Source organism: Ralstonia sp. 24A2 (genome assembly GCF_051783885.1).
Lineage (GTDB): Bacteria > Pseudomonadota > Gammaproteobacteria > Burkholderiales > Burkholderiaceae > Ralstonia.
Genome location: NZ_JBPVZD010000002.1, coordinates 1,959,036 through 1,985,799, shown reverse-complemented (window position 1 = coordinate 1,985,799; position 26,764 = coordinate 1,959,036). Strand labels below are relative to the sequence as shown.

General features: G+C 63.4%; 24 protein-coding genes and 1 tRNA gene. 3 read left to right on the top strand and 22 right to left on the bottom strand.

Annotated elements, in window-relative coordinates; genetic code table 11:
- Positions 1-15: 15 nt before the first annotated feature.
- On the bottom strand, positions 16-1,296 hold the full coding sequence (locus ACS13N_RS14175; protein ID WP_438932220.1) for a Zn-dependent hydrolase: 1,281 nt from the start codon (positions 1,294-1,296) through the stop codon (positions 16-18).
- 360 nt (positions 1,297-1,656) lie between these two features.
- On the opposite strand from ACS13N_RS14175, the gene ACS13N_RS14170 reads away from it, so the two are divergent.
- Positions 1,657-2,355, top strand: a complete 699-nt coding sequence (locus ACS13N_RS14170; protein ID WP_438932219.1) for a TetR/AcrR family transcriptional regulator — start codon at positions 1,657-1,659, stop codon at positions 2,353-2,355.
- 92 nt (positions 2,356-2,447) lie between these two features.
- On the opposite strand, the gene rpiA is transcribed toward ACS13N_RS14170, so the two are convergent.
- Positions 2,448-3,134 carry a ribose-5-phosphate isomerase RpiA gene (gene rpiA / locus ACS13N_RS14165; protein ID WP_438932218.1) on the bottom strand — a complete coding sequence of 229 codons (687 nt, stop codon included), beginning with the start codon at positions 3,132-3,134 and terminating at the stop codon, positions 2,448-2,450.
- A 161-nt stretch (positions 3,135-3,295) separates the two neighbouring features.
- Between rpiA and tal the strand changes: the two genes are divergently transcribed.
- Positions 3,296-4,267, top strand: coding sequence for a transaldolase (tal, locus tag ACS13N_RS14160; RefSeq protein ID WP_438932217.1), 972 nt, complete (start codon positions 3,296-3,298; stop codon positions 4,265-4,267).
- A gap of 9 nt (positions 4,268-4,276) precedes the next feature.
- Here tal and ACS13N_RS14155 read toward each other — a convergent pair whose 3' ends face one another.
- Genes ACS13N_RS14155 through rnr form a run of 3 tightly spaced genes read right to left on the bottom strand, consistent with a single transcriptional unit; the run spans position 4,277 to position 8,441 of the window.
- The gene (locus ACS13N_RS14155) at positions 4,277-5,026 is read right to left on the bottom strand and encodes an SIR2 family NAD-dependent protein deacylase (RefSeq protein ID WP_438932216.1); all 750 of its coding nucleotides are present in this window, start codon (positions 5,024-5,026) and stop codon (positions 4,277-4,279) included.
- Positions 5,023-5,778 carry a 23S rRNA (guanosine(2251)-2'-O)-methyltransferase RlmB gene (gene rlmB / locus ACS13N_RS14150; RefSeq protein ID WP_438932215.1) on the bottom strand — a complete coding sequence of 252 codons (756 nt, stop codon included), beginning with the start codon at positions 5,776-5,778 and terminating at the stop codon, positions 5,023-5,025. Before rlmB ends, ACS13N_RS14155 begins: the two co-directional genes overlap by 4 nt.
- 59 nt (positions 5,779-5,837) lie before the next feature.
- Positions 5,838-8,441: a ribonuclease R gene (gene rnr, locus ACS13N_RS14145; RefSeq protein ID WP_438932214.1), complete on the bottom strand. Its 2,604-nt coding sequence runs from the start codon at positions 8,439-8,441 to the stop codon at positions 5,838-5,840.
- A 70-nt stretch (positions 8,442-8,511) separates the two neighbouring features.
- On the opposite strand from rnr, the gene ACS13N_RS14140 reads away from it, so the two are divergent.
- Positions 8,512-8,596 (top strand) — tRNA-Leu (locus ACS13N_RS14140).
- Positions 8,597-8,964: 368 nt separating this feature from the next.
- Here ACS13N_RS14140 and ACS13N_RS14135 read toward each other — a convergent pair.
- The 17 genes from ACS13N_RS14135 to ndk form a co-directional block, all read right to left on the bottom strand.
- Positions 8,965-9,540 (bottom strand): phosphoribosyltransferase, encoded by a 576-nt coding sequence (locus tag ACS13N_RS14135; RefSeq protein ID WP_438932858.1) that lies wholly within the window; start codon positions 9,538-9,540, stop codon positions 8,965-8,967.
- Positions 9,541-9,667: 127 nt separating this feature from the next.
- Complete coding sequence (locus ACS13N_RS14130; RefSeq protein WP_438932213.1) at positions 9,668-11,008, bottom strand: adenylosuccinate synthase; 1,341 nt, start codon at positions 11,006-11,008, stop codon at positions 9,668-9,670.
- A 95-nt stretch (positions 11,009-11,103) separates the two neighbouring features.
- Positions 11,104-12,267: an ATP phosphoribosyltransferase regulatory subunit gene (locus ACS13N_RS14125; protein WP_438932212.1), complete on the bottom strand. Its 1,164-nt coding sequence runs from the start codon at positions 12,265-12,267 to the stop codon at positions 11,104-11,106.
- A gap of 67 nt (positions 12,268-12,334) precedes the next feature.
- Complete coding sequence (locus ACS13N_RS14120) at positions 12,335-12,535, bottom strand: DUF2065 domain-containing protein (RefSeq protein WP_438932211.1); 201 nt, start codon at positions 12,533-12,535, stop codon at positions 12,335-12,337.
- A gap of 78 nt (positions 12,536-12,613) precedes the next feature.
- The gene (gene hflC, locus ACS13N_RS14115) at positions 12,614-13,531 is read right to left on the bottom strand and encodes a protease modulator HflC (protein WP_438932210.1); all 918 of its coding nucleotides are present in this window, start codon (positions 13,529-13,531) and stop codon (positions 12,614-12,616) included.
- An 11-nt stretch (positions 13,532-13,542) separates the two neighbouring features.
- A complete protein-coding gene (gene hflK, locus ACS13N_RS14110) occupies positions 13,543-14,922 on the bottom strand; it encodes an FtsH protease activity modulator HflK (protein WP_438932209.1) in 1,380 nt (459 codons plus the stop codon).
- A 56-nt stretch (positions 14,923-14,978) separates the two neighbouring features.
- Positions 14,979-16,232, bottom strand: a complete 1,254-nt coding sequence (gene hflX, locus ACS13N_RS14105; RefSeq protein ID WP_438932208.1) for a GTPase HflX — start codon at positions 16,230-16,232, stop codon at positions 14,979-14,981.
- Positions 16,233-16,307: 75 nt separating this feature from the next.
- Positions 16,308-16,547, bottom strand: a complete 240-nt coding sequence (gene hfq, locus ACS13N_RS14100; protein ID WP_003263868.1) for an RNA chaperone Hfq — start codon at positions 16,545-16,547, stop codon at positions 16,308-16,310.
- 289 nt (positions 16,548-16,836) lie between these two features.
- The gene (gene der, locus ACS13N_RS14095; RefSeq protein ID WP_048934287.1) at positions 16,837-18,180 is read right to left on the bottom strand and encodes a ribosome biogenesis GTPase Der; all 1,344 of its coding nucleotides are present in this window, start codon (positions 18,178-18,180) and stop codon (positions 16,837-16,839) included.
- 194 nt (positions 18,181-18,374) lie between these two features.
- Positions 18,375-19,541, bottom strand: a complete 1,167-nt coding sequence (gene bamB, locus ACS13N_RS14090; RefSeq protein ID WP_438932207.1) for an outer membrane protein assembly factor BamB — start codon at positions 19,539-19,541, stop codon at positions 18,375-18,377.
- A gap of 51 nt (positions 19,542-19,592) precedes the next feature.
- Positions 19,593-20,228, bottom strand: a complete 636-nt coding sequence (locus ACS13N_RS14085; protein WP_438932206.1) for a YfgM family protein — start codon at positions 20,226-20,228, stop codon at positions 19,593-19,595.
- A gap of 26 nt (positions 20,229-20,254) precedes the next feature.
- On the bottom strand, positions 20,255-21,577 hold the full coding sequence (gene hisS / locus ACS13N_RS14080; protein WP_438932205.1) for a histidine--tRNA ligase: 1,323 nt from the start codon (positions 21,575-21,577) through the stop codon (positions 20,255-20,257).
- 61 nt (positions 21,578-21,638) lie between these two features.
- A complete protein-coding gene (gene ispG / locus ACS13N_RS14075) occupies positions 21,639-22,922 on the bottom strand; it encodes a flavodoxin-dependent (E)-4-hydroxy-3-methylbut-2-enyl-diphosphate synthase (RefSeq protein WP_438932204.1) in 1,284 nt (427 codons plus the stop codon).
- Positions 22,923-22,975: 53 nt separating this feature from the next.
- Positions 22,976-24,064 (bottom strand): RodZ domain-containing protein, encoded by a 1,089-nt coding sequence (locus ACS13N_RS14070; protein ID WP_438932203.1) that lies wholly within the window; start codon positions 24,062-24,064, stop codon positions 22,976-22,978.
- Positions 24,057-24,854 (bottom strand): type IV pilus biogenesis/stability protein PilW, encoded by a 798-nt coding sequence (gene pilW / locus ACS13N_RS14065; protein ID WP_438932202.1) that lies wholly within the window; start codon positions 24,852-24,854, stop codon positions 24,057-24,059. Before pilW ends, ACS13N_RS14070 begins: the two co-directional genes overlap by 8 nt.
- The gene (gene rlmN, locus ACS13N_RS14060) at positions 24,851-26,002 is read right to left on the bottom strand and encodes a 23S rRNA (adenine(2503)-C(2))-methyltransferase RlmN (RefSeq protein ID WP_438932201.1); all 1,152 of its coding nucleotides are present in this window, start codon (positions 26,000-26,002) and stop codon (positions 24,851-24,853) included. The genes pilW and rlmN overlap by 4 nt, the downstream gene beginning before the upstream one ends.
- A gap of 43 nt (positions 26,003-26,045) precedes the next feature.
- Positions 26,046-26,471: a nucleoside-diphosphate kinase gene (gene ndk / locus ACS13N_RS14055; protein WP_021194187.1), complete on the bottom strand. Its 426-nt coding sequence runs from the start codon at positions 26,469-26,471 to the stop codon at positions 26,046-26,048.
- Positions 26,472-26,764: the final 293 nt, after the last annotated feature.

Sequence of the window (26,764 nt, the reverse complement as noted above, 5' to 3'; positions counted from 1 at the left end):
GCGACTACGGTTGCGCTATGAAGCGGGCTCGGATGCACGCGAGAGCATCGCGTGCAGCAGAACATTCGCGCCGGCCTCGATCCACTCGGGCGTGGCGTCTTCGATCTCGTTGTGGCTGATACCGTCCACGCACGGCACGAACACCATCGACGTGGGCGCCACCTGCGCCAGATAGCAGGCATCGTGGCCCGCGCCGGACACCATGTCGCGGTGCGAATAACCAAAGCGCTCCGCCGCCGCACGCACGGATGCCACGCACGCGGCATCGAACTTGACGGGCTCGTAGTAGAAGATCTGTTCGAGCTGCGTTTCCAGCCCGATGCCCTCGGCGATCTTTGCGACGCCCTCGCGCAATGCGGCGTCCATCTTCGCGAGCACCGCATCCTCCGGATGCCGGAAATCGACCGTGAAGAACACGCGCCCCGGAATCACGTTGCGCGAGTTGGGGTGCACCTGCATCATGCCGACCGTCGCGCAGGCAAACGGCGCGTGGTCCAGCCCGATGCGGTTGACCAGATCGACCACGCGCGCTGCACCCAGCAGCGCATCACGGCGACGCGGCATGGGCGTCGGGCCGGCGTGGGCCTCCTGGCCCGTCAGCGTGATCTCGTACCAGCGCTGGCCTTGCGCATCCGTCACCACGCCGATGGTCTTCTGCTCGGCCTCCAGAATCGGCCCCTGCTCGATATGCAGCTCGAACGCGGCATGCAGTTTGCGGCCCCCGCACGGCACGTCGCCGGCATAGCCGATCCGCTTGAGTTCTTCGCCGATGGTCTTGCCGTCCACGTCCTTGCGAGAGAGACCGTATTCCAGCGTAAAGACACCCGCAAACACGCCCGAGGCCACCATCGCCGGCGCAAAGCGCGAGCCCTCTTCGTTGGTCCAGATCACGACTTCGATCGGGTGCTCGGTCTCGATGCTATGGTCGTTCAGGCTACGGATCACTTCCAGCCCGCCGAGCACGCCATAAATGCCATCAAAGCGGCCACCGGTCGGCTGTGAGTCCGCATGCGAGCCGGTCATCACGGGCAGCGCATCCGGATTGCGCCCGGCACGCCGCATGAACACGTTGCCCATCTGATCGACCGTCACCGTGCAGCCGGCCTCCCTGGCCCAGCTGACGATGAGATCGCGCCCCTGCTTGTCGAGATCCGTCAACGCAAGCCGGCATACGCCGCCCTTGGGCGTCGCGCCGATCTTCGCCACCGTCATCAGGCTGTCCCACAATCGCTTGCCGTTGACCCGGATCGACGTATCGAGCCGGGTCGTTTCCAACGCTTCGGGTGCTGCACTCATTGCGTGTCGCTCCTTTGGGGTCCACCGTGCTGATCCGCAAACCACACCCATGCGGTGCAGCGGCGGCCGTGTTTTGGGGCATCTCCGCACGCTGGCGGTGCATGCGGGTGGTGTTGCATCGGACAGCGCTTTCGGGGCATTCCCCGCCAACTCAATCCTGTCCGAATGGACAGGTTGTAGACGAGGATTCCTGTCAAATCAATGTCTTTCGCAGACAGGCTTTTAAAGCGAGAAGCGTGCCATTGCGGCGCAGCATGAGAAGTGCGACCTCGTTGTCGAGAGATGCCGTGCTGCCATCGCAACGGCTAGAATGAGGCGCAGCGCGGCATCCCCTGCGCATACACGCCGCACGAGACCACCATGCGAGACGACCCAGCCGCAGCCCACCCGTCAGAGAACACCGAAGCCGCAGCGCCAATGCGGCGGCGCAAGGCGCATATTCGCGCCTCGAACGAAGCGCATCTGCTGGCCTGCGCCGAAGCCGTGTTTGCCGAACGCGGGCTCGAAGGCGCGAGCACCGCCATGATTGCCGAGCGCGCCGGCCTACCCAAGGCGAATCTGCACTACTACTTTCCGACCAAGCTGGCGCTGTACAAGCGGGTGCTCGAAGACTTGTTTGAAGACTGGCACCGCGCAGCCAACTCGTTTGAAGACAGCGACGATCCTGCCGAGGCCATCAGCGGCTACGTGCGCGCAAAGATGGAGTTGTCACGCCGCCGGCCGCTCGGCTCCAAGGTCTGGGCCAACGAGATCATCCACGGCGCGGAGCATATGCAGGACATCCTCGCTCAGCGCGTCAAACCGTGGTTCGACACGCGCGTGCAGGTGATCGACGCCTGGATCGCACGCGGGCAACTCGCCCCAGTCGACGCGCAGACGCTGATGTACCTGATCTGGTCGACCACGCAGCACTACGCCGATTTCGAAGCGCAGATCCGCGCGCTCTCGGGCAAGCGCGCACTCACGCAAAAGGCCTTTGCCGAGCGCACCGAGGAAGTCGTACAGCTGGTGCTGCGCGCATGCGGTGTCGTGTCACCCGGCGTGCGTGAGCGCGACTAGGGCAACAAACGCGAGGCACCCAAAGCAAACATGCCGTTCAGCGTGAACTGAACGGCATGTTGTTGGATGCCCGATGGGGCCCCGCGTAGCGGTCAGAAATCGCGTCGCTGCACGCCCGCTTCCGTGCCCAGCAGCAGCACATTGGCACCCCGCTTGGCAAACAGGCCCACGGTGACCACGCCCGGAATGTCGTTGACCACCGATTCCAGCCCCTTCGGATCGGCAATGCGCAGGCCGACCACGTCGAGGATCACATTGCCATTGTCGGTCTTGTAAATCTGACCTTCCTTGGTCATGCGCAGACGGGGCTGACCGCCGAGCGCGGCGAGTTGGCGCGCCACGGCGGCACGTGCCATCGGCACCACTTCCACCGGCAGCGGGAATGCGCCCATCGTCTCCACCAGCTTGCTGCCGTCGGCAATGCACACGAACACGCTGGCGACCGAGGCAACGATCTTCTCGCGTGTGAGCGCGCCGCCACCGCCCTTGATCATGGCGCCCGAAGCGTCGATCTCATCGGCGCCGTCCACGTACACGGGGATGGCGTCGACTTCATTCAGATCCAGCACCGTGAAGCCGTGGCCCTGCAGGCGGCGCGTCGAAGCTTCCGAGCTGGACACCGCGCCGGCAAAACGCGCCTTGTGCGGCGCCATCGCGTCGATGAACAGGTTGGCGGTCGAACCAGTGCCCACGCCCAGCACGGCGCCCTCGGGCACGTTGGCCAATACGTAATCTGCGGCGGCCTGCGCCACCAGCGCCTTCAGTTCATCCTGCGTCATCGCAAACACTCAGTCGGGATCGGAAAACCCGGTAGTGTACCGGATCAACATAACAGCCCTCCTCCGGCTAGCCGAGGCAAACCTGCGGAGTACAATCGATTCATCCTTCACCCTCCAGCGCAATGCTGGAACGCCGCTTGAACACATTCCGGACTCGCTTTATGACTCAGCTCGATCAACTCAAGCAGTTCACGACCGTTGTCGCAGACACGGGCGACTTCCAGGCCATGCGCGCCTATGCGCCGCACGACGCGACCACCAACCCGTCGCTGATCCTGAAAGCCGTGCAGAAGGCCGAGTACCGCCCGCTGTTGGAACAAGCCGTGCGCGATGCGCGCAGCGGTAGTGGCAACGGCGGCGTAGAAGACATCATCGATGCGGTGCTCGTGGCGTTCGGCTGCGAGATCCTGTCGATCATCCCGGGCCGCGTGTCGACGGAAGTCGATGCACGCCTGTCGTTCGACACGGAAGCGACGGTCGCCAAGGCCAAGCATCTGATCTCGTTGTACGAAGCACGCGGCGTGGCGCGCGAGCGCGTGCTGATCAAGATTGCATCGACGTGGGAAGGGATTCGCGCGGCAGACCAGCTCCGCGCCGAAGGCATTCGCTGCAACATGACGCTGCTGTTCTCGCTGGCCCAGGCCGTCGCGTGCGCAGAAGCCGGCGTGCAGCTCATCTCGCCCTTCGTCGGCCGCATCTACGACTGGTACAAGAAAGACGCTGGCGCCAACTGGGACCCAGCCGCGCAAGGCGGCGCGAACGACCCGGGCGTGCAGTCAGTCCTGCGCATCTACAACTACTACAAGAAGTTCGACTACCCGACCGAGGTGATGGGCGCGAGCTTCCGCAACGTTTCTCAGATCGTCGAACTGGCCGGTTGCGACCTGCTGACCATCAGCCCGGACCTGCTCGCTCAACTGCAGCAATCGGACGCCTCCGTTGAGCGCAAGCTGTCACCAGACAACGCAAACGCCGCCAACATCGTGCGCTTGCCGGCCGACGAGAAGTCGTTCCGCTGGCACATGAACGCCGACGCCATGGCAACGGAGAAGCTGGCCGAGGGCATCCGCCTGTTTGCGGCGGATGCGGTCAAGCTGGAAGCGTTGATTGAGCCGCTGCGCGCGGCAGCGTAAGAGAGGTACCTACCCCAGCATGGCGGGCAAGCACACGCCCGCCGGCTGGTGGATCACCAGATCGGCTGTCGCGTCCAGCGCGCTCGGTTCCGGATTCACGACGATCACGCGGGCGCCGTGGTCCTTCGCCAGTCCCGGCAATCCAGCCGCCGGATACACCATGCCGGATGTTCCTACCACCAGGCATACGTCGCACGTGTTGGCCGCTTCTTCAGCCCGGTAGTTCGCCACCAGCGGAAGCTGCTCACCAAACCACACCACGCCCGGACGCAACATCGCACCGCATGTCGCGCAACGCGGTGGCCTGCCCGGCTCGGCCGTCGCAACATCACATTTGCCGCAACCGCCCAGCCACTTGTCAACGAACAGGTTGCCGTGCAGTTCGATCACGCCCTCACTGCCGGCACGCTGATGCAGGCCATCGACGTTCTGTGTGACGAGCGTCACCATCTTGCGCTTGGCCAATGCCGCAATGGCAACGTGCGCTGGATTCGGCTGAGCCTGCAGCACGCGCTCGCGGCGCTCCTGGTACCAGTCCCACACCATGCGCGGATGCTTGCGGTACGCGGCCTCGGTGGCCATGTCTTCCGGGTTGAAGCGTGACCAGAGACCGGTCAGTGCATCGCGGAAGGTCGGCACCCCTGACTCAGCCGAAACACCGGCGCCAGTGAGCACCATGATGCGCTCAGCAGCGTCGATCCAGGCGTGCGCCTGGGCAAGCGCAGCCGCGTCGGAAGCGGCCGTCGGTTCGGTGCTCATCCCTGCTTGGCAGGCGCTGCAGCACGCTGGCGCACGGCCTCGAACAGGCACACGCCGCTGGCCACCGACACGTTCAGGCTTTCCACGCTGCCCGCCATCGGGATGCTGACCAGCGAGTCGCATGTCTCGCGCGTCAGGCGGCGCATGCCTTCGCCTTCGGCGCCCATCACGATGGCGATGGGGCCCTTGAAGTCGGCTTGGTAGAGATTCTGCTCAGCCTCGTCAGCCGTGCCGATCACCCAGACGCCGCGCTCCTGCAACTCGCGCAGCGTGCGCGCCAGGTTGGTCACCGTGATGTAGGGGACGGTCTCGGCCGCGCCGCTGGCGACTTTGGCAACCGTCGTGTTGATGCCAACGCTGCGATCCTTGGGAGCAATCACAGCATGTGCACCGGCCGCATCGGCCACGCGCAGGCAGGCGCCCAGGTTGTGCGGATCGGTCACACCGTCGAGCACCAGCAACAGCGGCGTGCCCTCGATGCTGTCGAGCAGCTCATCCAGGTTGAGTGCCAGCGACAGCGACTCCGCCTTGGCAACCACGCCTTGGTGGCGATCGGTGCCGGCAATGCCGCGCAGACGTTCGTTGTCGGCCGGAATCAGGCGCACGCCCGCTGCTTCCGCCGCTTTCAGGAAATCCTGCATGCGGCGGTCGCGGCGGTTGGCCTCGAAATAGATTTCGTCGATCGACTTCGCGTCGTGGCGAAGCCGGGCGGTAACGGCATGGAAGCCGATGAGGAGCTTGGACTTGGACATGGCGCGATTGTACCCGTCTGCCCTCACTCCTCAGCGGCTTTTCCGACCGTCAGCAGGCATCAGCGGCCCTTGGACTTGCGCGGTGCCTTGGCCGGCAGCTTGCCCATGGTCTTGCGTGCCGTGGTCTTGGCACCACCCTTGGGCTTGGGCGCACGCACTGCCTGCTTCTTGCGTGCCGGCTTACTGTGCGTATGGCCCGGAGGTTGAGCGCGCGAGCCCGGCTCGAACACAGGTTGCTCTTCGAAGACGCGGTCGAGCGTCTCGTCGAACGATTCCTCCGGCTTGGCTGTACCACCCAGCAACGCCGCCAACTGGCGCGGCTTCTTGCGGCCGACCGGCGGCGCGGGCGTAGCAACAGTGGGCTGGCGGCCTGCCGTGGCTTCCGGAGCCCCTGCCACCTTGGTCGGGCGCAGTGCCTTGGCCGACGGCTCCTGGATCAGGCGGAAGTCCATCTTGCGTGCATCCAGATCCACGCGCAGCAACTGCACACGCACGCGGTCGGTCAGGCGGTAACGGATGCCGGTGCGCTCGCCGCGCAGTTCGTTGCGAGCCTCGTCGTACTGGAAGTAGTCGCTGCCCAGTTCGGTCACGTGCACCAGGCCTTCCACATACAGCTCGTCGAGCTGCACGAAGATGCCGAACGAAGTGACCGCGCTGACCGTGCCCGCGAACTCGTTGCCCAGCTTGTCGCGCATGAAGTAGCACTTGAGCCAGGCTTCGACATCGCGCGAGGCCTCGTCAGCGCGACGCTCGTTGGCCGAGCAATGCACGCCCAGCTCATGCCAGATCGCCTCGGCCTTGGCCTTATTGACGACCGAGGCCGGCACGCCCTTCTCGGCTTCCGCCTGCAGGCGGCGCGCCTTGGGCGACAGCGCACTGTTGAGTTGCACGCCTGGCGCCAGCGCCGGCACATAGCGCGTGTGATGCAGGATCGCCTTGATGGAGCGATGCACCAGCAAGTCCGGATAACGGCGAATCGGGCTGGTGAAGTGTGCGTAGGCCTGATATGCCAGGCCAAAGTGACCGATGTTGTCCGGACTGTAGACCGCCTGCTGCATCGAGCGCAGCAGCATCGTCTGCAGCATCGGTGCATCGGGGCGCGCCGCGATCTTTTCCATCACCTCCGCGTAGTCGGACGCCTGCGGCTTGTCGCCGCCGCCCAGCGTCAGACCGCTGGTTTTCAGGAAAGCGCGCAGCGCCTGCAGCTTTTCTTCCGTCGGCCCCGCATGCACGCGGTACAGCGCAGGATGCTTGTACTTCTCAAGCATCTCCGCCGCGCAGACGTTGGCCGTCAGCATGCACTCCTCGATCAGCCGGTGTGCATCGTTACGCGTGCGCGGCAGGATCTGCTCGATCTTGCCTTGCGCATTGCAGACGATGTACGTCTCGGTCGTATCGAAGTCGATCGCGCCACGCTCGCGGCGCGCCTTGAGCAGCGTCTGGTACAGCTCGTACAGGTCTTGCAGATGCGGCACCAGCGGCGCGCGCTTGGCGGCTTCCGGGCCCTTCACATTCGACAGGATCGACCAGACCTCGTTATAGGTCAGGCGCGCCTTCGAGTGCATCACCGCCGGGTAGAACTGGTAGGCCTTGATCTCGCCCTTGGCACTGATGACCGCGTCGCAGACCATGCACAGGCGATCCACTTCCGGGTTCAGCGAGCACAGGCCGTTGGAAAGCTTCTCCGGCAGCATTGGAATCACGCGGCGCGGGAAATAGACCGAGGTGGCTCGGTCAATCGCATCTGCATCGAGCGGATGCCCCGGCCGGACGTAGTGCGACACGTCGGCAATCGCCACGATCAGACGCCAGCCTTTGCTGCGGCCGATCTTCACGGGCTCGGCATACACCGCGTCGTCGAAGTCGCGTGCGTCTTCACCGTCGATGGTGACGAGCGGCACATCGCGCAAGTCAATGCGACCAGCCAGATCAACATCACGCACGGCATCCGGCAGTGCTTCGGCCTCGCGCTGCGTCGGCTGGGAGAACTCATGCGGCACACCGTACTTGCGCACGGCGATCTCGATCTCCATGCCCGGGTCGTCAATCTCACCCAGCACCTCGACCACGCGGCCGATGGGCTGCACGTAGCGATCCGGATATTCCAAGATCTCCACGCTCACCACCTGACCGACCTTGGCCTTGCCCTGCCCCTTGGGCGCAATCAGGATGTCGCGACCCAGGCGCTTGTCTTCGGGCGCCACCACCAGTGTGCCGCTCTCTGAGAGCAGACGGCCGATGATGCGCTTGTTGGCACGCTGCAGGATCTCGACGATCTGGCCTTCCGAGCGCCCGCGGCGGTCGTAGCCAACGGCACGCACCAGGGCGCGGTCACCGTGCATGGCCTTCTGCATTTCGCGCTCGGGCAGGAAAATGTCGGGCTCGCCGTCATCGCGGACGAAGAAGCCGAAGCCATCGCGGTGACCGATCACACGGCCTTCGATGAAGTTGGGTTGGTGCGCCAGTTCGTAGCGCCCCTTGCGGTTGAGTTCGATCTGACCATCCCGCTCCATGGCGGTCAGACGCTTGATGAAGCCGTCGTGCTCTTTACGGGTAACCGACAGCGCCTTGGCGATATCGGTGGCAGACAGCGGAGACCCCGAAGTGCGCAGCACACCGAGGATTTCCTCGCGGCTCGGGATCGGATAAGTCGGCTGATTCAATTTTTTCTTCTAGAGTATTGACAAGTTCGCTGGATACAGTAATAATCACAGCTTCGGTACACGCACACCTGCCCAGGTGGCGGAATTGGTAGACGCACTAGTTTCAGGTACTAGCGGGTAACTCCGTGGAGGTTCGAGTCCTCTCCTGGGCACCAGAGTTTAGGAACGGCGCAACGCAAGTTGCGCCGTTTTTCTTTTCTGCGACCGGATTGTTGATCCATTGTTGACGCGACATTCCGCGAAGGACGACAGGCATTGTGTCTCGACTATCGCGCCGGGGCTGGGCCAGGATCACCGGCTCGCACATCCCAGACGCTGGGTGGGCTCGACGCCCGGCGCATCCATCAAGACGCGCCGCGCTTCGATCATCCGCGCAGACCGCATTGGCACATCCTGCAAAGCCAGTCCGTGCGCGGGTTTCGGGCCCGTATTGCGACCCGTCACGTGAGGTTACCGAAGTGGCACGCACGGCGCAAGCCGCACACGCCACCGCCCTCTTGCTTCGACGCAATCCGCCAACGAATCAAACCACTGCCGGAGCCTCGCCAGTGCCGGCCGCGCGCGCCTTACCACGCTTGATCCAGGCCGAGAGGTTATGCGGACGCAGCGTGTCGTATTCCTCGAACGGCTGATGAATCCATGGGTTCGTCGGCAGGAACTGCACGGCGTAATCCGGCTTGATCTTCGAGCACCCCTTGTGCCACAGCACCGCGGTACGCACATCGGTGACGGCGGGATAGCGCTCCTTCAGATGGCGCCCCACACGCTCCAGCGTGACGCCCGAATCCACCAAGTCGTCCACCAACAGCACACGGCCCGACAACTCGCCGCGCGTCATGGTGATGTACTGCGCGATATCGAGATCGCCCTGCTGCGTGCCGGCAGCTTCGCGGTAGCTACTGGTCGCTAGGATGGCCAGCGGCAGGTCGTAGATGCGCGAGAGCTGATCGCCCACACGCAGGCCGCCACGCGCCAGGCACAGAATTTTGTCGAACTTCCAGCCTGACTCATGCACGACTAGCGCCAGACGCTCGATCAGGCCGTGATAGTCATCCCAGGACACCCACAGGTGCGAGTCATCGTTGATCGGCTGGTTCATCGTGTTCCTCTTCTTGATCATGAATGCGGCGTGAGTTGCCGCTGTCGTGTTCTGTAAATACGCTGCTGAATGCAAATTCGCCCGGCGAATCACCGGGCGAGTCTGTCAAATGCGTGAGTGCAGCACGTCAGTCCTTGTACGGATGACGCAGCAGGATGGTCTCGTCGCGGTCTGGGCCGGTCGAAATCATGGCGATTGGAATGCCGGCCACTTCTTCCACACGCTTGAGATACGCTTGGGCGGTCTCGGGCAGCGCGCCCCACTCCTTCAGGCCAAAGGTCGACGTGTTCCAACCCGGGAATTCTTCGTAGATCGGCTGGCAGCGCGCCACGACGTCAGAGCCACGCGGCAGGATGTCGACTTCCTTGCCGTCGAGCTTGTAGCCGACGCACAGCTTGATCGTTTCGAGGCCATCGAGCACGTCGAGCTTGGTGATGCACAGGCCCGACACACCGTTGATCTGGATTGCGCGACGCAGAGCGGCAGCATCCAGCCAGCCCGTGCGGCGCGGACGGCCCGTGACCGAACCGAATTCCTTGCCGACATTAGCCAGACGCACGCCGGTCGGGTCCTGACGAGCGGGGTTATCCGCGTCGTACAGCTCGCTCGGGAACGGGCCGGAGCCCACGCGCGTGCAGTACGCCTTGGTGATACCCAGGATGTAGTGCAGTTGGCCCGGACCCACGCCCGCACCGGCGGCCGCATTACCGGCCACGCAGTTGCTCGACGTGACGAACGGATAGGTGCCGTGGTCGATGTCGAGCAGCGTGCCTTGCGCGCCTTCGAACATCAGGTTCTTGCCCGCAGCATTAACGGCGAACAGCTCAGCCGACACGTCCGTCACCATCGGCGCCAGGCGCTCGCCGTACGGCAGCATCTCGTCCAGCACTTGCTGGAAGTCCAGCGCCGGGTGGTTCAGGTACTGCGTCAGGACGAAGTTGTGGAAGTCCAGGTTCTCGCGCAGGCGCTCGGCAAAGTAGGCCGGATCGAACAGGTCTTGCACACGCAGCGCGCGGCGAGCCACCTTGTCTTCGTACGCCGGGCCGATGCCGCGACCGGTCGTGCCGATCTTGGCGGCACCGCGCTTGATTTCGCGCGCCTTATCGATGGCAATGTGGTACGGGAGGATGAGCGTGGTGGCTTCCGAGATGCGCAGGCGGTTCTGGACCTGCACGCCGGCCGATTCCAGCTCATCAATTTCCTTGAACAGCGCCTCGGGCGAGAGCACCACACCGTTGCCGATGTAGCACGCGACGCCGTCACGCATGATGCCCGACGGGATCAGACGCAGGATCGTCTTCTTGCCGCCGATGATGAGGGTATGGCCTGCGTTATGTCCGCCCTGGAAACGAACCACGCCTTGCGCATGATCGGTCAGCCAATCGACGATTTTCCCTTTACCTTCGTCACCCCACTGGGTGCCGATGACGACGACATTGCGTCCTTGGCTCACTGCTGGTGCGGACATGTTGAATTTGCAGATGGGTTAAAAACATATTCTACCCTTGTTACCAGGGTCTTCCCTGAAATTACCGGGTATTTACAGAACGTTATGCAACACGCTCAGGCCAAAGCCTTGCGTGGCTTGACGATCCAGCTTCCGCCCTCTTCCACGAGCTGGCGGTCGTAGGCGAATTCTTCGAGATCTTCCGGGTGGCCCGGCAACGACTGGATGACGATCTCGCCCGCTGCACGCAGGGCGGCGATCGCCTCGCGCAGCTTGGCGTCGCCCGACCACGGTGCGTGGATAGCGGCTGCGCGTGCCTCCACCGGTGAAATGCCAGCCACTTCGCGCAGGTCCAGCGAAAAACCGGTTGCCGGGCGGGCACGGCCGAAGGCTTCACCCACCTTGTCATACCGGCCGCCGCGTGCCACGGCATTGGGCACGCCCGCCACATAGGCCGTAAACATCACACCACTGTGGTAGTGGTAGCCGCGCAAGTCGGCTAGGTCGATGTTGACCGTGGCGCCGCCGGCGCGTTCGGCCAGGATGGAGAGGTCGTCCAGCGCACGGCCGATAGCGGGCAGCGCCGGCAGTTGTGCGCGGGCACGGGCAAGCACATCGACACCACCGTACAACGATGGCAGCAGGTTAATCGCATCGCGCTGGGCCGTGGGCAGGTCAGCCGTCAACACGCGAAGCGCAGGCACATCCTTGGACGCCAGCGCCGTAAACAATTCATCCTGGACGCTCAATGCGACCGGCGCCTGCTCCAGCAGCGCGGCCAGCACGCCAACGTGACACAGGTCGAGGCGTACATCGGCCAAGCCTGCCGCCGACAGCGCGGCCAACATGAGGTCCTGGATTTCCAGGTCGGCTTCCAGACCGGCGTGGCCGTAGATTTCGGCGCCGATCTGCAGCGGCTCACGCGTGACGTGAAAACCACTCGGGCGCGTGTGCAGCACCGAACCCGCGTAGCACAGGCGCGTCACGCCGGCACGATTCAGCAAGTGGGCATCAATACGAGCGACCTGCGGCGTGATGTCAGCGCGCAGGCCAATGGTGCGGCCGGAGAGCTGATCGACCAGCTTGAAGGTCTTCAGATCCAGATCGTGGCCAGTGCCGGAGAGCAGCGACTCGATATATTCCAGCATCGGCGGCATGACCAGTTCGTAGCCGTAGGTGCGGAACAGGTCGAGCATGCGGCGGCGCAACTCTTCAATCTTGCGCGCCTCGGAGGGCAGCACGTCGGCAATGGATTCAGGCAGCAGCCAATTGGTCGGCATGGCGGTCTCGGTCAGAAATCGAGGATCAGCGGAAATTCGGAAAGCTGAGGAAAAGTGGCTCGACGGCTCAGTGATGCAGCAGACGCAGCAGGATCAGCCCCACCGCCATCGACACTAGGCCAATCACACGCAGCTTTTCATCGGGCAGCTCGGTCAACGTCTGGAAGGCACGACGCCAGGCCTGCGGCGCGACAAACGGCAGGATGCCCTCGAACACGAGCACCAGCGCGCACGCGGCCAGCAAAACGGTGGGGAGTGACTCTTCCATGGGATGCGAGTGGCGAACGAACAAAACCCCGGCAAGCCGGGGTCTGTCCGCCTCAAATACGATCAGCGACGCATTGTACTAGCGATGACGCCCAGTCTGGGTAGCCGTCGGCGCTGCGGCCGAGCCACCGCCGTTCGGGCTGCGCATGTACTTGAAGAAATCGCTGTTCGGCTGCAGCACCATCACGTCCTTGCGATCGCGGAACGACGCACGATACGCCTCCATGCTCCGCCAGAACGCGGCGAATTGCGGGTCGCGGCCGAAGGCTTCGGCGTAGATGTCAGCGGCGCGGGCATCGCCCTCACCCTTGATCTTCTGCGCATCTCGGTAAGCATCGGCCAGCACGACTTCGCGTTGACGATCGGCATCAGCGCGGATCTTTTCACCTTCGGCGGCGCCGGTCGAACGCAGCTCGTTGGCCACGCGCTTGCGCTCGGCTTCCATGCGCCGGTAGACCGATTCCGTCACGCTGGCCAGCAGATCCACGCGCTTCAGGCGCACGTCGATGATGTCGACGCCGACCGACTTGCCGTACTCCTGCACGCCCTTGAGGATGCTCTGCATCACGGCTTCCCGGTCAGTGGAAACCACGTCGGAAACCGTGCGGCGCGCAAACTCGTCACGCGCGATGGAGTTGATCTTCTGCGTCATGCTGTCCTGCGCGAGGCGGTTATCGCCCTTGAAACTCACGTAGAACAGGCGCGGATCGGACACTCGCCACTTCACGAACCAGTCGACCAGCAGGTTCTTCTTCTCGGCCGTGATGAAGCGGTCAGCGCCAGCCACGTCAATGGTCTGCAGGCGCTTGTCCATGAACACGACGTTTTGCAGCGGCGGCGGCAGCTTGAAGTGCAGCCCCGGCTCCTTGATGACCTGCTTGATCTCACCAAAGGCGAACACCACGGCGTACTGCCGCTGGTCCACCACGAATACCACCGACGAGAACACCGCCAGGGCAATCACCAGCGCCACGAGGGCAGAAATCAGACGATTCATATGCCCTCCTCTTAGCGGGAATCGCGGTCACGGTTACGCAGCGCCTCGCGCGAACGCGAGTCGGCGTCACTCATCGACGACGGGTTGGAGGGCATGGGCACACCTTGCGCCGCGCCACTGTCCTGCGGCGAAGCGCCAGGCGCCGGTGCCGGGCGCGTGGCGTCGCCTTGGGTCTGCGCAATCAGCTTGTCCAGCGGAAGGTACAGCAGGCTGCCGTTGCTCTGATCGACCATCACCTTGGTCGCGTTGGCGTAGATGTCCTGCATGGTCTCCAGATAGATACGGTCGCGCGTGACCTGCGGCGCTTTCGCGTACTCGCGCTGCACCGAGGCAAAACGCGCGGCATCACCTTCGGCGCGCGCCGTGACGCGGGCCTTGTAACCCTGCGCCTCTTCGCCCAGGCGCGCGGCCGTACCCTTGGCGCGCGGCACCACATCATTGGCGTAAGCCTGGCCCTCGGAGATCGCGCGCTCGCGATCCTGACCAGCCTTGGTCACGTCGTCAAATGCGGCCTGCACCTGCTCGGGCGGCTGCACACTCTGCACGTTCACACTGAGAATGCGGATGCCGGTGTTGTACGCCGTCAAGATACGCTGGATTGATTCGGCCAGATTGCGGCCGACGGCATCGCGCCCTTCGTACAGCACGGAATCCATCTTGTTGCGGCCGACGATCTCGCGCACCGAGGTCTCGGCAGCCTGCGTCACGAGCTCTTCATCGCCGCCACGGTCCGTGCGGTTGAAGAACAGATACTTGACCGGATCGTCAATGTTGTACTGGACCGAAAAGCGCACGTCGACGATGTTCTCGTCCTGCGTGAGCATCGACGAGTCCTTCAGGTTCGTGTCCTTGATTTGCGTGGTGCGGCCGATCTCCAGCGTGCGCACACCCGACAGATTGACGATCTCATGCGACTCAATCGGATACGGCAGACGCCAGTTGATACCCGGCGTAGCCAGGTACTTGAAGCGACCGAACTGCAGGATCACGCCGGTCTGTCCTTCCTGCACGATGAAGAAGCCGCTGGCCAGCCACAGGCCCGCCAGCACAGCCAACAACACGCCGACACCGAGGCCGGAGCCACTGCGACCGGTACCCGGACGCAGCGGCGTCGGACCGCCATTGCCGCCATCGCCACCTTCCTTGCGACCGAACAGGTTGTTCAGACGACGGTTGAAGTCACGCCACAACTCATCGAGGTCGGGCGGACCATCTTGGGGCGGCTTGCTTTGGCGCTTCGGCTCATCTTTGTCTTCGCGCTCGGCGTTGTTGTCATCGCCGCGACCCCAGCGCGGATCGTTCAGTGAAAGCAGCACACGCAAGCGGTGCCACGTACCACGCGCCGGACGGGGCGTGGCCATGGAAGAAGACTGGGTCGAAATCTCGGGCATGAGCGGTTGGGCTTGTCCTGATTGTCTGACTGCAAAAGAAGTAACGGGTGATTCTATCAGCCCTCTTCGTCACCTTCGGCGGAAGAGCCGCTGCCATGCAAGTTCTGCGACAGTTCGTCACGTTGCACAGGGAGGTGATCCCGACGGGTATCGAAGCGCGGATCGAAGTCGCCGCCATGCGACGCCGGGTTCTCGCGCAGGCGAATGGCCGTTTCGACCAACGCCTCACGCAGCAGATCCAACCCAGCGCCCTCGATGGCGGATACGAACACGCGCCGCACGGCACCGTTTTCGTCACGCTCGATACGCGGGCCTTGCGCACGCAACTCCTCGGCCGCGTCGATCTTGTTCATCACCAGAATCTGCGGGATACCGCTGGCGTCGATTTCATCGAGCACACGGTCCACCTGCTCCATCTGCTCGTGCTTGACCGTGCTGGCGGCGTCCACCACGTGCAGCAACACGTCGGCGTGCACGGTTTCTTCCAGCGTGGCGCGGAAAGCGGCCACCAGTTGTGTCGGCAGATCACGGATAAAGCCGACCGTATCCGACAGCACCACGTTGCCCAGGCCCTCCAGGTACAACCGGCGAGAGGTGGTGTCCAGCGTGGCGAACAGCTGGTTGGCTGCATACGCACGCGCCTTGGTCAACGCGTTGAACAGCGTGGACTTGCCCGCGTTCGTATAACCGACCAGCGAGACGGAAAATGCATCATTGCGGCTGCGCGAGCGGCGTTGCGTGTCGTGCTGGCGCTGCAGCTTGTCCAACTCCGACGACAGGCGCTTGGCGCGTTCGTCCAGCATCCGTCGGTCCAGCTCGAGCTGGCGCTCACCAGGACCGCCACGCAGGCCGACCCCACCCTTCTGGCGCTCCAAGTGGCTCCACGCCCGCACCAGACGTGCCGCCTGGTAGCGCACGCGCGCGAGTTCCACCTGCACCTTGCCGACGTGGCTTTGCGCGCGCTGGCTGAAGATGTCGAGGATGAGGCCCGTCCGGTCCACCACATGGCGACCGAAGAAGCGCTCGAGGTTACGCTGCTGTGCGGGGCTCAGCGCGTGGTTGAAGATGACGATCTCAGCGTCTTCCTCGTCCGCGGCGATCTTTACCTCCTCCGCCTTGCCCGAGCCGATGAACAGCGATGCGTCCGGCCGGGAACGTTTGCCAGTGACAGCACGCACAGGTTCAGAGCCGGCAGTGAAAGCCAGCAACGCCAGTTCACTCAGGCTTTCCTGAAAATCGTGTTTGCCGAAATCGACCGCAACCAGAATGGCGCGTGTCGGCTCCGGGTTGGAGGTGGGATGAGATGCCAAGCGGGGAAATAAAGAAGGGGTGAAACCGAGGTGGGTGCGTCCCGCCGCGCAGAGGGCGGCGGGAGCGAGGCAGGATCAGGCGTCGGACGCTTCATCCACACGGAAATTCACGGCACGGGCCGGCACCACGGTGGAGATTGCGTGCTTGTACACCATCTGCGTAACGGTGTTGCGCAGGAGCACGACGTACTGGTCGAATGACTCGATATTGCCTTGCAGCTTGATACCGTTGACGAGGTAGATCGACACCGGCACATGCTCCTTACGCAGCGCATTCAGAAACGGGTCTTGTAGCAATTGCCCTTTGTTGCTCATGGCACACTCCAGATTTATAGGTTTAGTGATGGGTTATGGGGCTGGGAAGCCCGGGTTCAAGCAGGCGACGCAAAAAAAGTTCGTCAAAAGAGTCCGCCAGGTGAATCTAAACGACACCAATGGCGCACGAGGCGCCATGTTTCGTGAATTTAGCCTTAGAAATCAGGGAAAGCAAACGGAAAACAGCGCTGACTTCGCCATACGAAATGGCTAGCTCAGCCTTCTGGTGATCCCCCATTCGAATGCCCCGGCGCGCCCCGCCCTCAGTCGAGCGCGGCTTGGCACGCGCTCACTCGTTGGATTGGGCGTACGGGTTTTTGTTCGTACGAAATTCGATTCGCAGCGGGGTGCCCTTCAACTGGAAGGCCTCGCGGAAACGCCCCTCCAGGAAACGACGGTAGGTGTCGGGAATGTTCGACAGCGCGTTGCCGTGGATCACGACAATCGGCGGGTTGGAGCCGCCCTGGTGCGCATAGCGCAGCTTCGGGCGGGAAACGCCTGCGCGACGCGGCTGCTGAAATTCGACCGCTTCCTGCAACACGCGGGTGAGTTTGGGCGTCGGCAACTTGACCATGGCGGCAGCATAAGCCGCATCCACCGACTTCAGCAGCGCGCCGATACCCGTCTTTTCCTTGGCCGACACGTAATGCACGTTGGCGAACGACAGAAACTGCAGCTTGCGCTCCAGATCGTGTTTGATACGGTCACGCGCGTGTCCCGTGAGCCCATCCCACTTGTTCACGCCGACCACCAGCGCACGGCCCGACTCGACGATGAAGCCGGCGATATGCGCGTCCTGGTCGGAAATATCCTGCTGGGCGTCGAGCAGCAGCACCACCACGTTGGCATCTGCGATCGACTGCAGCGTCTTGACCACCGAGAATTTCTCGATCGCCTCGAACACCTTGCCGCGCTTGCGCAGGCCAGCCGTGTCGATGAGCGTATACGGCTTGCCGTTGCGCTCGAAATCCACGTAGATGGAGTCGCGCGTGGTGCCCGGCATGTCAAACGCAATCACGCGCTCTTCGCCAATCAGCGCGTTCACCAGCGTCGACTTGCCCACGTTCGGGCGGCCAACGATAGCAATCCGCGTACCGTGGTCATGCGCGTCGGCTGCCTCGGCAAGCTCCGGACGCTCGGCAAACGCGAGGTCGAGTGCTTCCGCCACCAAATCGTTGACGCCGTCGCCGTGCGCAGCCGAAATGGCCGCCGGGTCGCCCAATCCCAGTTCGTAGAAATCGGAGGCGACTGCGGTGTACCGCATGCCCTCGGCCTTGTTGACGGCCAGGAGGATACGACGTCCGGTCTTGCGCAAATAGTCGGCGATCACGCGATCCTGCGGCGCCAGCCCCAAGCGGCCATCGACGATGAAGATGACCACGTCGGCCTCGACCACGGCCTGACGCGTCTGCTTGGCCATCTCGGCGACGATGCCCTCTTTGGCGACGGGTTCGAAGCCGCCGGTATCGATCGCGATGAACGGACGCTCGCCGATGCGGCCCTCGCCGTAGTGGCGGTCGCGGGTCAGGCCGGGGATGTCCGCGACCAGCGCGTCGCGCGAGCGCGTCAGACGGTTGAACAGGGTCGATTTGCCGACATTCGGCCGCCCCACGAGGGCAATGACTGGTTTCATGCTTGTGTACCGCGCGCGAATGGCGTCACGGCAAATTCCGGTTGTTGCAACTGCGGTTGGCACCCGCACGGCCGACCGAACAGATGCAAGACGCCCGCGGGATACGCGGGCGCAGGTTCAAGGCGCCGGCAACTGCCAGCCGCCCCGAGTGATTCGTTTGCCATCGCGGCGTTATCTGCACGCGACGGCTGGTGTTACTTCGGCAGGTAGCCGTAGACGCCACCGCCGCGCGTCTGCACGATGAGCGCCTGGCCGACCACCACCGGCGCCGCGCTGATGGCACTGCTGTCCGCTTTCACGCGGGCAACAAACTTACCGCTGTCGCTGGCCAAGAAGTGCAGCCAACCATCGGCGTCGCCGACGATGACCGCGTGACCGAACGCCAGCGGCGCGCCCAGATCACGCCACAACAGCGCGTCATTCTTCCAAAGGTCTGCGCCGTTCTGGGCATTGAAACCATAGACGACCGACTTCTCATCGGCCGCGAACAGCGAACCACCATCCTGCGTCACGCCGCTCGGCGAGGAGAAATCGCGCCCCCAGCGCGGAGCACCCGTGCTGACATCGAAGCACGCCACGCGACCCTGGAAGCTGGCTGCGCAAACCTGCTGGCCATCGATCGACGGCGCGCCTGTCACGTCATTCAGACGCTCAATTTCCGATACGCCACGCGGATACGATACCGCCGCTTCCCAGCGCAGCGCCCCATTGTTGGCCGCCAGTGCACCCAGTTTGCCGCCCGCAAAACCCAGGATGACATTGTCGCCAGCGAAAATCATCGGCAGGCTGCTGCGCAAGTTCAGCGCCGACGGCGAGCGCTGGTAGATCCACTTGCGATCGCCGTTGCTTCCGTCGAGACCCAGAATACGGCCATCGGTCGTACGCACGATCACCAAACCCTGACCAACCAGCGGTGCAGTCAGGACTTCACCATTGACGGTGGCCTTCCACTTTTGCGCGCCTTTTTCGTCAAATGCGATAACGGTACCCTTCTCGCCGGCCACGGCGGTAAGCGTGCCGTCACTGCCCGGGCCGGACGTCAGATCGACATCCGCCTTGCCTTGCCACACAGTGCGACCGGTTGCGCCATCCAACGCAGTCACACCGCCGTTGGCGGCCGACACGTAGACGTTGTTACCCCAGACGAACGGCTGCATCACGTAGCGGCCACTCTTGCCGACGCTCACGCTCCACGCCTGGCTCACGGCCAGCACCTGCTGAACTTCCTTCAGCTTGGCGGGCTCATGCTTGACCTTGCTGCTGAACAGCGAGCAACCGCCCAGAACGGCCGTCGCCGCCAGTGCCAGCACCGCGACACGCGCAGCACGCGCGAGACCACCCTGCTCAAGTGCGTGAATCATGAAATCGGGATCCTTTTGTTATGCGTTGAAGTGCTACCCAGGCGTTGCCGATCAGGCGCCGCCCAGAGCATCCAGCTTGAACTGCACGATCTGGCGAGCCGAAGCGTCAGCGGAACCGAACTTCTCCAGCGCCAGCTTGTAGGCGGTACGCGCGTCTTCGGTCCTGTTCTGTGCGGCGAGCAGGTCGCCGCGACGATCAGCAAACAGCGCGGTGAACGCCGGTGCAACGTCGCCGGAGACTAGCGCGAGGCCCTGATCGTAGGCTTTCTCGTCAAGCAGCAGACCGGCCAAGCGCAGCTTGGCGAGCGCTTTGTACTCGTCATCACGTGCGTGATCGATGGTCCATTGCAACTGCGCTTTCGCGCTGGCTGCATCATTCGCCTCGTAGAGCGCCTTGGCAGCAGCCAGTGCGGTCATCTGCGCGTAGGCGGTGCGGCCAAACTTGTCTTCCATGTCGGTAGCGGCGCGCTTGATTTTCTCGGCATCCTTACCATCCACAGCCTTCTGCACTTGCTCATACAGCACGGACGCTTCGCCCGCCTGCTTGCGCTGCCAGTTCTTCCAACCGAACCAGCCGGCCACAGCCAACAGCACCACGATAGCGATCCACGTCACCACGTTGCCGTTGTCACGCCACCAGTGTTTGAGACTCTCTAGTTGTTCCTGTTCTTCGAGATCGTAGGCCATGCTTTGCAGAGCTTGAGGTTTGGAAGTTAGTCGCTGTTTGCCACCATGGCATCGATCAGGCGGTCGACCAGTTGGTCTGCCGGCACGGTCTGCTGGGCATCGGCACTCGGATCGCCGCGCAGCGGTTTGATCTGTGCCACGCCCTGGGCGACTTCATCGTCGCCAATGATAACCGCATAGGATGCGCCACTTGCGTCAGCACGCTTGAACTGCGACTTGAAGCTGCCGTTGCGCCCTTCCGCCGAGGCGTGAAGGATGACGTCTAGGCCGGCATCACGCAGACGCTCAGCTGCCACCAGTGCCTGGACCTGTGCGTCATCGCCCTGGTGGACGATGTAGACGTCGCAGCCCTGCGCTTCCGGCTCCAGTTTTTCTTCACGCAGCAGCTCGATGATGCGCTCAACGCCCATTGCCCAGCCGCATGCTGGCGCTGGTTTGCCGCCAATCTGTTCGATCAGCGGATCGTAGCGACCGCCGCCGGCCACCGTACCCTGCGCACCAAGCTTGTCGGTCGTCCACTCAAACACCGTGAGGTTGTAGTAATCGAGCCCGCGCACCAGACGCGGGTTGATCGTGAACGGAATGTTGTTGGCCTTGAGCAGCTTCTGCACGCCCTCGAAGTGCGCGCGGGACTCCTCGCCCAGATAGTCGATCAGCTTGGGTGCACCCGCAGCCATGTCCTGCAGCGCAGGATTCTTCGTATCGAGCACGCGCAGCGGGTTGGTGTACAGGCGGCGCTTGCCGTCTTCATCCAGGATGTCCTGGAAGCCTTCCAGATACTTGATGAGATCGGCGCGGTGCGCGGCACGCTCCTCCGCCTGGCCAAGCGAATTCAGCTCGAGCTTCAGGCCCACCAAGCCGAGGTCGTCCCACAGGCGCTGGCACATCAGGATGACTTCCGCATCGATATCCGGGCCGGCAAAGCCCAACGCTTCCACGCCGACCTGGTGAAACTGGCGGTAGCGACCGCGCTGCGGACGCTCGTGGCGGAACATCGGGCCCGTGTACCACAGGCGCTTCGGGCCGTCGTACAGCAGGTTGTGCTCGATCACGGCACGCACGGCGGCAGCGGTACCCTCCGGGCGCATCGTCAACTGCTCACCGTTCAGGGCATCGGAGAAGGAGTACATCTCCTTCTCGACGATATCCGTCACCTCGCCGATGCCGCGCACAAACAGTTGTGTCTGTTCGACGATCGGCGTGCGGATCTGCTGGTAGCCGTAAGCACGCAGCATGCTGCGTACGGCGTTGTCGAAATGCTCCCACAGCGGGGCGTCGCTGGGCAGCAGATCGTTCATGCCCTTGACGCCCGCGATCTTCTGCACGCGTTGTTGTTTGGGTTCGCTCATGATGTCACGTTAAAAGCCGGCCTCATCTACAGGCCGGCTTGTCATTTCTTGCTGTGAAGCCTTATGCCGTCTCGGTTTGCGCGCCGTAATGCGTGCGCACATACTCGTCGACGATCGTCTGGAATTCTTCTGCGATGCGCTCGCCGCGCAGCGTCTTCACCTTCACGCCGTCGACAAACACAGGCGCCGCCGGCGATTCGCCCGTGCCCGGCAACGAGATGCCGATGTTGGCGTGCTTGCTCTCGCCCGGCCCGTTGACGATGCAGCCCATCACGGCCACGTTCATCTCTTCAACGCCTGGGTGCGTCACCTTCCATGCCGGCATCTGCTCGCGCAAGTACGACTGGATACGCGCGGCCAGCTCCTGGAACACCGTGCTGGTCGTACGCCCGCAACCGGGGCAAGCGATGACCATTGGCGTGAAATTGCGCAGGCCCATGGTCTGCAGGATCTCCTGCGCGACGATCACTTCCTTCTCACGTGGTGCGCCGGGCTCGGGCGTCAGCGAAATACGGATCGTGTCACCAATGCCTTCCTGCAGCAGCACCGACAGCGCCGCCGTCGAGGCGACGATACCCTTGCTGCCCATGCCGGCTTCGGTCAAGCCCAGGTGCAGCGCGTAGTTACAGCGGCGCGCCAGTTCGCGGTACACCGCGATCAAATCCTGCACCGCCGACACCTTGCACGACAGGATGATCTGGCTACCCGGCAAACCGATCTCTTCCGCCTTCTGTGCGGACTGGATCGCAGAGGTGATCAACGCCTCGACCATCACGGTGCGCGCATCCCATGGGGTGGCACGCTGGGCGTTCTCGTCCATGATGCGCGCGAGCAGGTCCTGGTCGAGGCTGCCCCAGTTCACACCGATGCGCACCGGCTTGTCGTAGCGGCAAGCGATCTCGATCATCTGCGCAAACTGCGTGTCACGCTTCGCGCCCTGCCCCACGTTGCCGGGGTTGATGCGGTACTTGGACAGCGCTTGCGCGCACTCGGGATAGTCCTGCAGCAGCTTGTGGCCGTTGTAGTGGAAATCACCAACCAGCGGCACATCCACACCCATGCGGTCGAGTTGCTCGCGGATGGCCGGCACGGCGGCAGCGGCAGCCGGCGTATCGACGGTGATCCGCACAAGCTCGGAGCCGGCACGCGCCAACTCCTTCACCTGGATCGCCGTGCCGATGGCGTCCGAGGTGTCGGTATTCGTCATCGATTGCACGCAGACCGGCGCAGCGCCGCCCACATGAACGATGCGGTCACCCCAGCGGATCTCCGCCGCACGCGAGTTCCGGCGCGGCAGCGGACCAGGCAAAGCGGGGGCGCAATCGAGAGGCGTGGAGGTTTCCATAGTCAGGCAAGGCACGGCGTCCGACCAGGCACCGTGCCTTTCAACAAAACGGTTCAGGGCAACGTGGCCCGTGCCACGCGGTTGCGGGCGTACTTCTGGATGTCGACCGATGCACCACCCACAGTGAGTGACTCCACGGCCTCCGCGTTGCCGAAGGTGACCTTGAACGGCGGCGTGCCCGCCAAGTCGCGCGCATCGCCTTCCTTGGCAAGGCCGCTGGCAAGCGTCTTGCCGGACTTGTCCTTGATCTCGAACCACGAGGCGCCAGAGAAACGCACCGAGACCGTGCCGCTACCGGTTGCCGATTCTGCCGGCTTGGTGGTTGCGTTTGGCACGGCAGCGACAGGCGCATCGACGTTGACGACGGCAGGCTTGGTGCTCGTAGCATCCGCCACGGGCGCCAGTGCCGCGCCATTGTCCGAGCGCGGCAGCGTGGGCGGCGGCGCCAGCGGCGCGGTCACCACACCAGAAGCCGGAGCAACCGGTGCCACGGGCGTCAATGGCGTCGGCATCGAGGCAGCCGGCGTTTCCGTCGGAGCCAGTGCGGGGGTTTGCGCCGCCTCAGTCGACGCCGGCTGCTGTTCAGCCGGTGGCGCGTCCTTCGCAGCAGGTTCGGTAATTTGCGTGGCAGCCGTCTGCGCGGCAAACCACTGCTTCAGTCGATCCATGCCAGCCAGCGCACCGCCAGCCACAACCACAGCCACCAAGGCGCCAATGAGCCAACCGCTGACACCGCGGCGCTTGGCAAAGCTCGGCTTGTCGGAAAACGACTCGCCCAACCCACCTTCAGGACGCAAACCAATATTGGTGACCGGCGCCCGCGAATTCAGTCGGACGAGTTGGTCGTCGACGCCAACCTGCAAAGCGCGTGCATAAGCACGGATCAGCCCCTTGGTGAACGTCATGTCGGGCAACGCGCTCACATCCGCAGCTTCCACAGCCAACAGCTTGCCCGGCGCCACCTTCAGGCGCGTAGCCAAGTCTTCGACCGTCAAACGCTGGCGCTCACGGCCGGCACGCAGGCGTTCGGCAATCTCGCGCAGCGCATCGTCGCGCTCCGGCGATGCGGCCGCGGGCGAACCCGAGGCAGGCGCGGCACCTTGAGAAAGGTCGGCGGCGCTTGCCACGTCGCGGTCAGTCATCCCACGCTCCTCGTTCGAAAGCCGCCTCTTCGGGCGCATTGGGGAAACGACGCTGCAGTTGCGCGCTCCATGCATTCTGTTGCGAGACATCGCCCACGCGGCGCGCAATGCGGGCGCCCAACCACAGGCTCTCGGCCGTCGGATTGCCGCGGCCGTTGACACGCTCAACGAACGGCATGGCGCGCGAGTACTCGCGGCGCTTGTAATAAAGCTGCGCCAACGTCATGTTGGTCAGCGGATTGTTGGCATCGATGTAAGTGGCACGCGTGAGGCTCTTCTCGGCACCATCCAGGTCGCCCTGGCGCATCTGGCAGACGCCCAGGTTGGTCCACGGCTTGGCTGGGCTACCAGCTGCCGGCGCCTCGATGGCCTGACGCAGCATCGCCATGCCTTGATCGGGCTTGCCACCCTGCGAGCACAGGAACCAACCGTAGTTATTCAGCAGATCGCCATCTTGCGGCGTCGCGGCCAGTGCGCTGCGGAAACTGTCGTCAGCCTGTTCGCGTTGGCCCAGGTTCATGTAAGCCAGCGCACGGATGTGATATGCACCCGGCACGTTCGGGTCGATCGCCATGGCGTTCTTGATTTCCTCAAGCGCCGTTGCAGCCTGGCCAGCTTCCAGGTACTGCGTCGCAAGCTGCAATCGGATCGCGGCCCGGCGGCCGGTATCGGCCTTTTGATCGGGGGCTGTCGTGACTTCTCGTGTCTGTGTCTGGACCGGCGGCGGCAATGCGCACCCGGCGGCTGCCAGCGTGAAGACCAGACTGACAGCAGTCGACCAACGCTTCATGCGGTACCCATACGGTGAGTGGAGTCGGCCCCGACCACGGGGATCTCGACGATCTTGCCAAACTTGCCGCGCTCAGCCAAGCGCGTGCGATCCTTGACCTCGCCAGCCAACTGACCGCAGGCCGCATCGATGTCGTCGCCACGCGTCTTGCGGATGGTGGTGACGATGCCGGCGTCCAGCAGCACTTGCGAGAAACGGCGGATCTGCTCGTTGTTCGAGCGCTTCAACCCGGACTCTGGGAACGGGTTGAACGGGATCAAGTTGAACTTGCACGGCACGTCGGCCACGACACGCAGCAGTTCACGAGCGTGCTCGACGGTGTCGTTGACGCCATCCAGCATGCAGTATTCGAAGGTGATGAAATCGCGCGGCGCGAACTCGAGATAGCGACGGCAGGCTGCCATCAGTTCGGCCAGCGGGTACTTCTTGTTCAGCGGCACGAGCACATCGCGCAGTGCATCGTTGGACGCATGCAACGACACAGCCAATGCCACTGGTACATCGCGCGCGAGACGGTCCATCATCGGCACGACACCGGAGGTGGATACTGTCACACGGCGGCGCGACAAGCCATACGCGTTGTCGTCCAACATCAGACGCAAAGCCGGCACGACAGCGTCGTAATTCAGCAGCGGCTCACCCATGCCCATCATCACCACGTTGGTGATGACGCGATCGTCCTTGGGGCCGCGACCGAGCTGCTGGCGCATGGCGAATTCGGCCATCCAGAGCTGACCGATGATCTCGCCCACGCTGAGATTGCGCGAGAAACCCTGTTTGCCAGTTGAACAGAACCGGCAGTTGACGGCACATCCCGCCTGAGACGACACGCACAGCGTGCCACGCGTCTCTTCGGGGATGTACACCGTCTCGACGGCATTGCCCTGCCCCACATCGACCAGCCACTTGCGCGTGCCGTCCGACGAAAGGTGATCGGTAATGACCGCCGGCGCCTGGATGTTGGCGCGGGTCGCCAGCTTTTCGCGCAGCGACTTGGCGAGATCGGTCATCTCGCCAAAATCGGACGCGCCCGACTGGTGAATCCAGCGCTGCAATTGCTTGGCGCGGAACGACTTCTCGCCCAGGCTCTCGCAGTACGCGAGTAGGCCCTGCGCGTCGAAATCGAGGAGATTCACCACATCGTTCATGACTTGCAACCCGAAACCACCAATTCCAGTCTAGTGTTGACGCTTAGCGGCTGTAAATGTTCAGGCCGGGGAAGAAGAAAGCGACTTCCACAGCAGCCGTTTCAGCAGCGTCCGAACCGTGCACGGCGTTGGCGTCGATGCTGTCAGCGAAGTCGGCGCGGATCGTGCCCTTCTCTGCCTTCTTCGGGTCGGTTGCACCCATCAGGTCACGGTTCTTGGCGATTGCGTTTTCGCCTTCCAGCGCTTGCACCATCACCGGGCCCGAGATCATGAAGTCAACCAGATCCTTGAAGAACGGGCGCTCCTTGTGCACAGCGTAGAACTGCTCGGCTTCACCGCGCGACAGATGGATCATCTTGGCCGCAACGACCTTCAGGCCTGCGCCTTCGAAACGGGCGTAGATCTGGCCGATGACATTCTTGGCCACTGCGTCCGGTTTGATAATCGAGAGGGTGCGTTCGATCGCCATTAAAAACTCCAAAAAATGAAGGTGTTACGTGAAAGATAAACGTTAGATTCTAACACGGGGCGCAGCCAGATTGGATGTCAAGCGGTGCAACCACGCCCAGCGCCCGCCTGCCGCGGGAGGCGACCCATGCATCACCCTGCCCGCTCCGCGCGACGTGACAAGGAAGACGGGCTTAGGATTGCCTTATCGAGAGCATAAAAAGTCACCCCGGAAGTGCGCTTTCCGGCCCGATCATCGCCCGGACGTCGGAACCGCGTGGCATCCTGCCCCCTCAAAGTAGGGACGACGCGACT

Coding starts and splice junctions, on each gene's coding strand:
- bamB (WP_438932207.1), bottom strand. CDS start 19,541: ATGATTCACGCACTTGAGCAGGGTGGTCTCGCGCGTGCTGCGCGTGTC.
- ACS13N_RS14175 (WP_438932220.1), bottom strand. CDS start 1,296: ATGAGTGCAGCACCCGAAGCGTTGGAAACGACCCGGCTCGATACGTCG.
- ACS13N_RS14135 (WP_438932858.1), bottom strand. CDS start 9,540: ATGAACCAGCCGATCAACGATGACTCGCACCTGTGGGTGTCCTGGGAT.
- tal (WP_438932217.1), top strand. CDS start 3,296: ATGACTCAGCTCGATCAACTCAAGCAGTTCACGACCGTTGTCGCAGAC.
- rlmB (WP_438932215.1), bottom strand. CDS start 5,778: ATGTCCAAGTCCAAGCTCCTCATCGGCTTCCATGCCGTTACCGCCCGG.
- ACS13N_RS14125 (WP_438932212.1), bottom strand. CDS start 12,267: ATGCCGACCAATTGGCTGCTGCCTGAATCCATTGCCGACGTGCTGCCC.
- hisS (WP_438932205.1), bottom strand. CDS start 21,577: ATGAGCGAACCCAAACAACAACGCGTGCAGAAGATCGCGGGCGTCAAG.
- ACS13N_RS14120 (WP_438932211.1), bottom strand. CDS start 12,535: ATGGAAGAGTCACTCCCCACCGTTTTGCTGGCCGCGTGCGCGCTGGTG.
- ACS13N_RS14170 (WP_438932219.1), top strand. CDS start 1,657: ATGCGAGACGACCCAGCCGCAGCCCACCCGTCAGAGAACACCGAAGCC.
- ACS13N_RS14130 (WP_438932213.1), bottom strand. CDS start 11,008: ATGTCCGCACCAGCAGTGAGCCAAGGACGCAATGTCGTCGTCATCGGC.
- ACS13N_RS14070 (WP_438932203.1), bottom strand. CDS start 24,064: ATGACTGACCGCGACGTGGCAAGCGCCGCCGACCTTTCTCAAGGTGCC.
- hfq (WP_003263868.1), bottom strand. CDS start 16,547: ATGAGCAACAAAGGGCAATTGCTACAAGACCCGTTTCTGAATGCGCTG.
- ispG (WP_438932204.1), bottom strand. CDS start 22,922: ATGGAAACCTCCACGCCTCTCGATTGCGCCCCCGCTTTGCCTGGTCCG.
- pilW (WP_438932202.1), bottom strand. CDS start 24,854: ATGAAGCGTTGGTCGACTGCTGTCAGTCTGGTCTTCACGCTGGCAGCC.
- ACS13N_RS14085 (WP_438932206.1), bottom strand. CDS start 20,228: ATGGCCTACGATCTCGAAGAACAGGAACAACTAGAGAGTCTCAAACAC.
- rpiA (WP_438932218.1), bottom strand. CDS start 3,134: ATGACGCAGGATGAACTGAAGGCGCTGGTGGCGCAGGCCGCCGCAGAT.
- der (WP_048934287.1), bottom strand. CDS start 18,180: ATGAAACCAGTCATTGCCCTCGTGGGGCGGCCGAATGTCGGCAAATCG.
- ndk (WP_021194187.1), bottom strand. CDS start 26,471: ATGGCGATCGAACGCACCCTCTCGATTATCAAACCGGACGCAGTGGCC.
- hflC (WP_438932210.1), bottom strand. CDS start 13,531: ATGAATCGTCTGATTTCTGCCCTCGTGGCGCTGGTGATTGCCCTGGCG.
- hflK (WP_438932209.1), bottom strand. CDS start 14,922: ATGCCCGAGATTTCGACCCAGTCTTCTTCCATGGCCACGCCCCGTCCG.
- ACS13N_RS14155 (WP_438932216.1), bottom strand. CDS start 5,026: ATGAGCACCGAACCGACGGCCGCTTCCGACGCGGCTGCGCTTGCCCAG.
- rlmN (WP_438932201.1), bottom strand. CDS start 26,002: ATGAACGATGTGGTGAATCTCCTCGATTTCGACGCGCAGGGCCTACTC.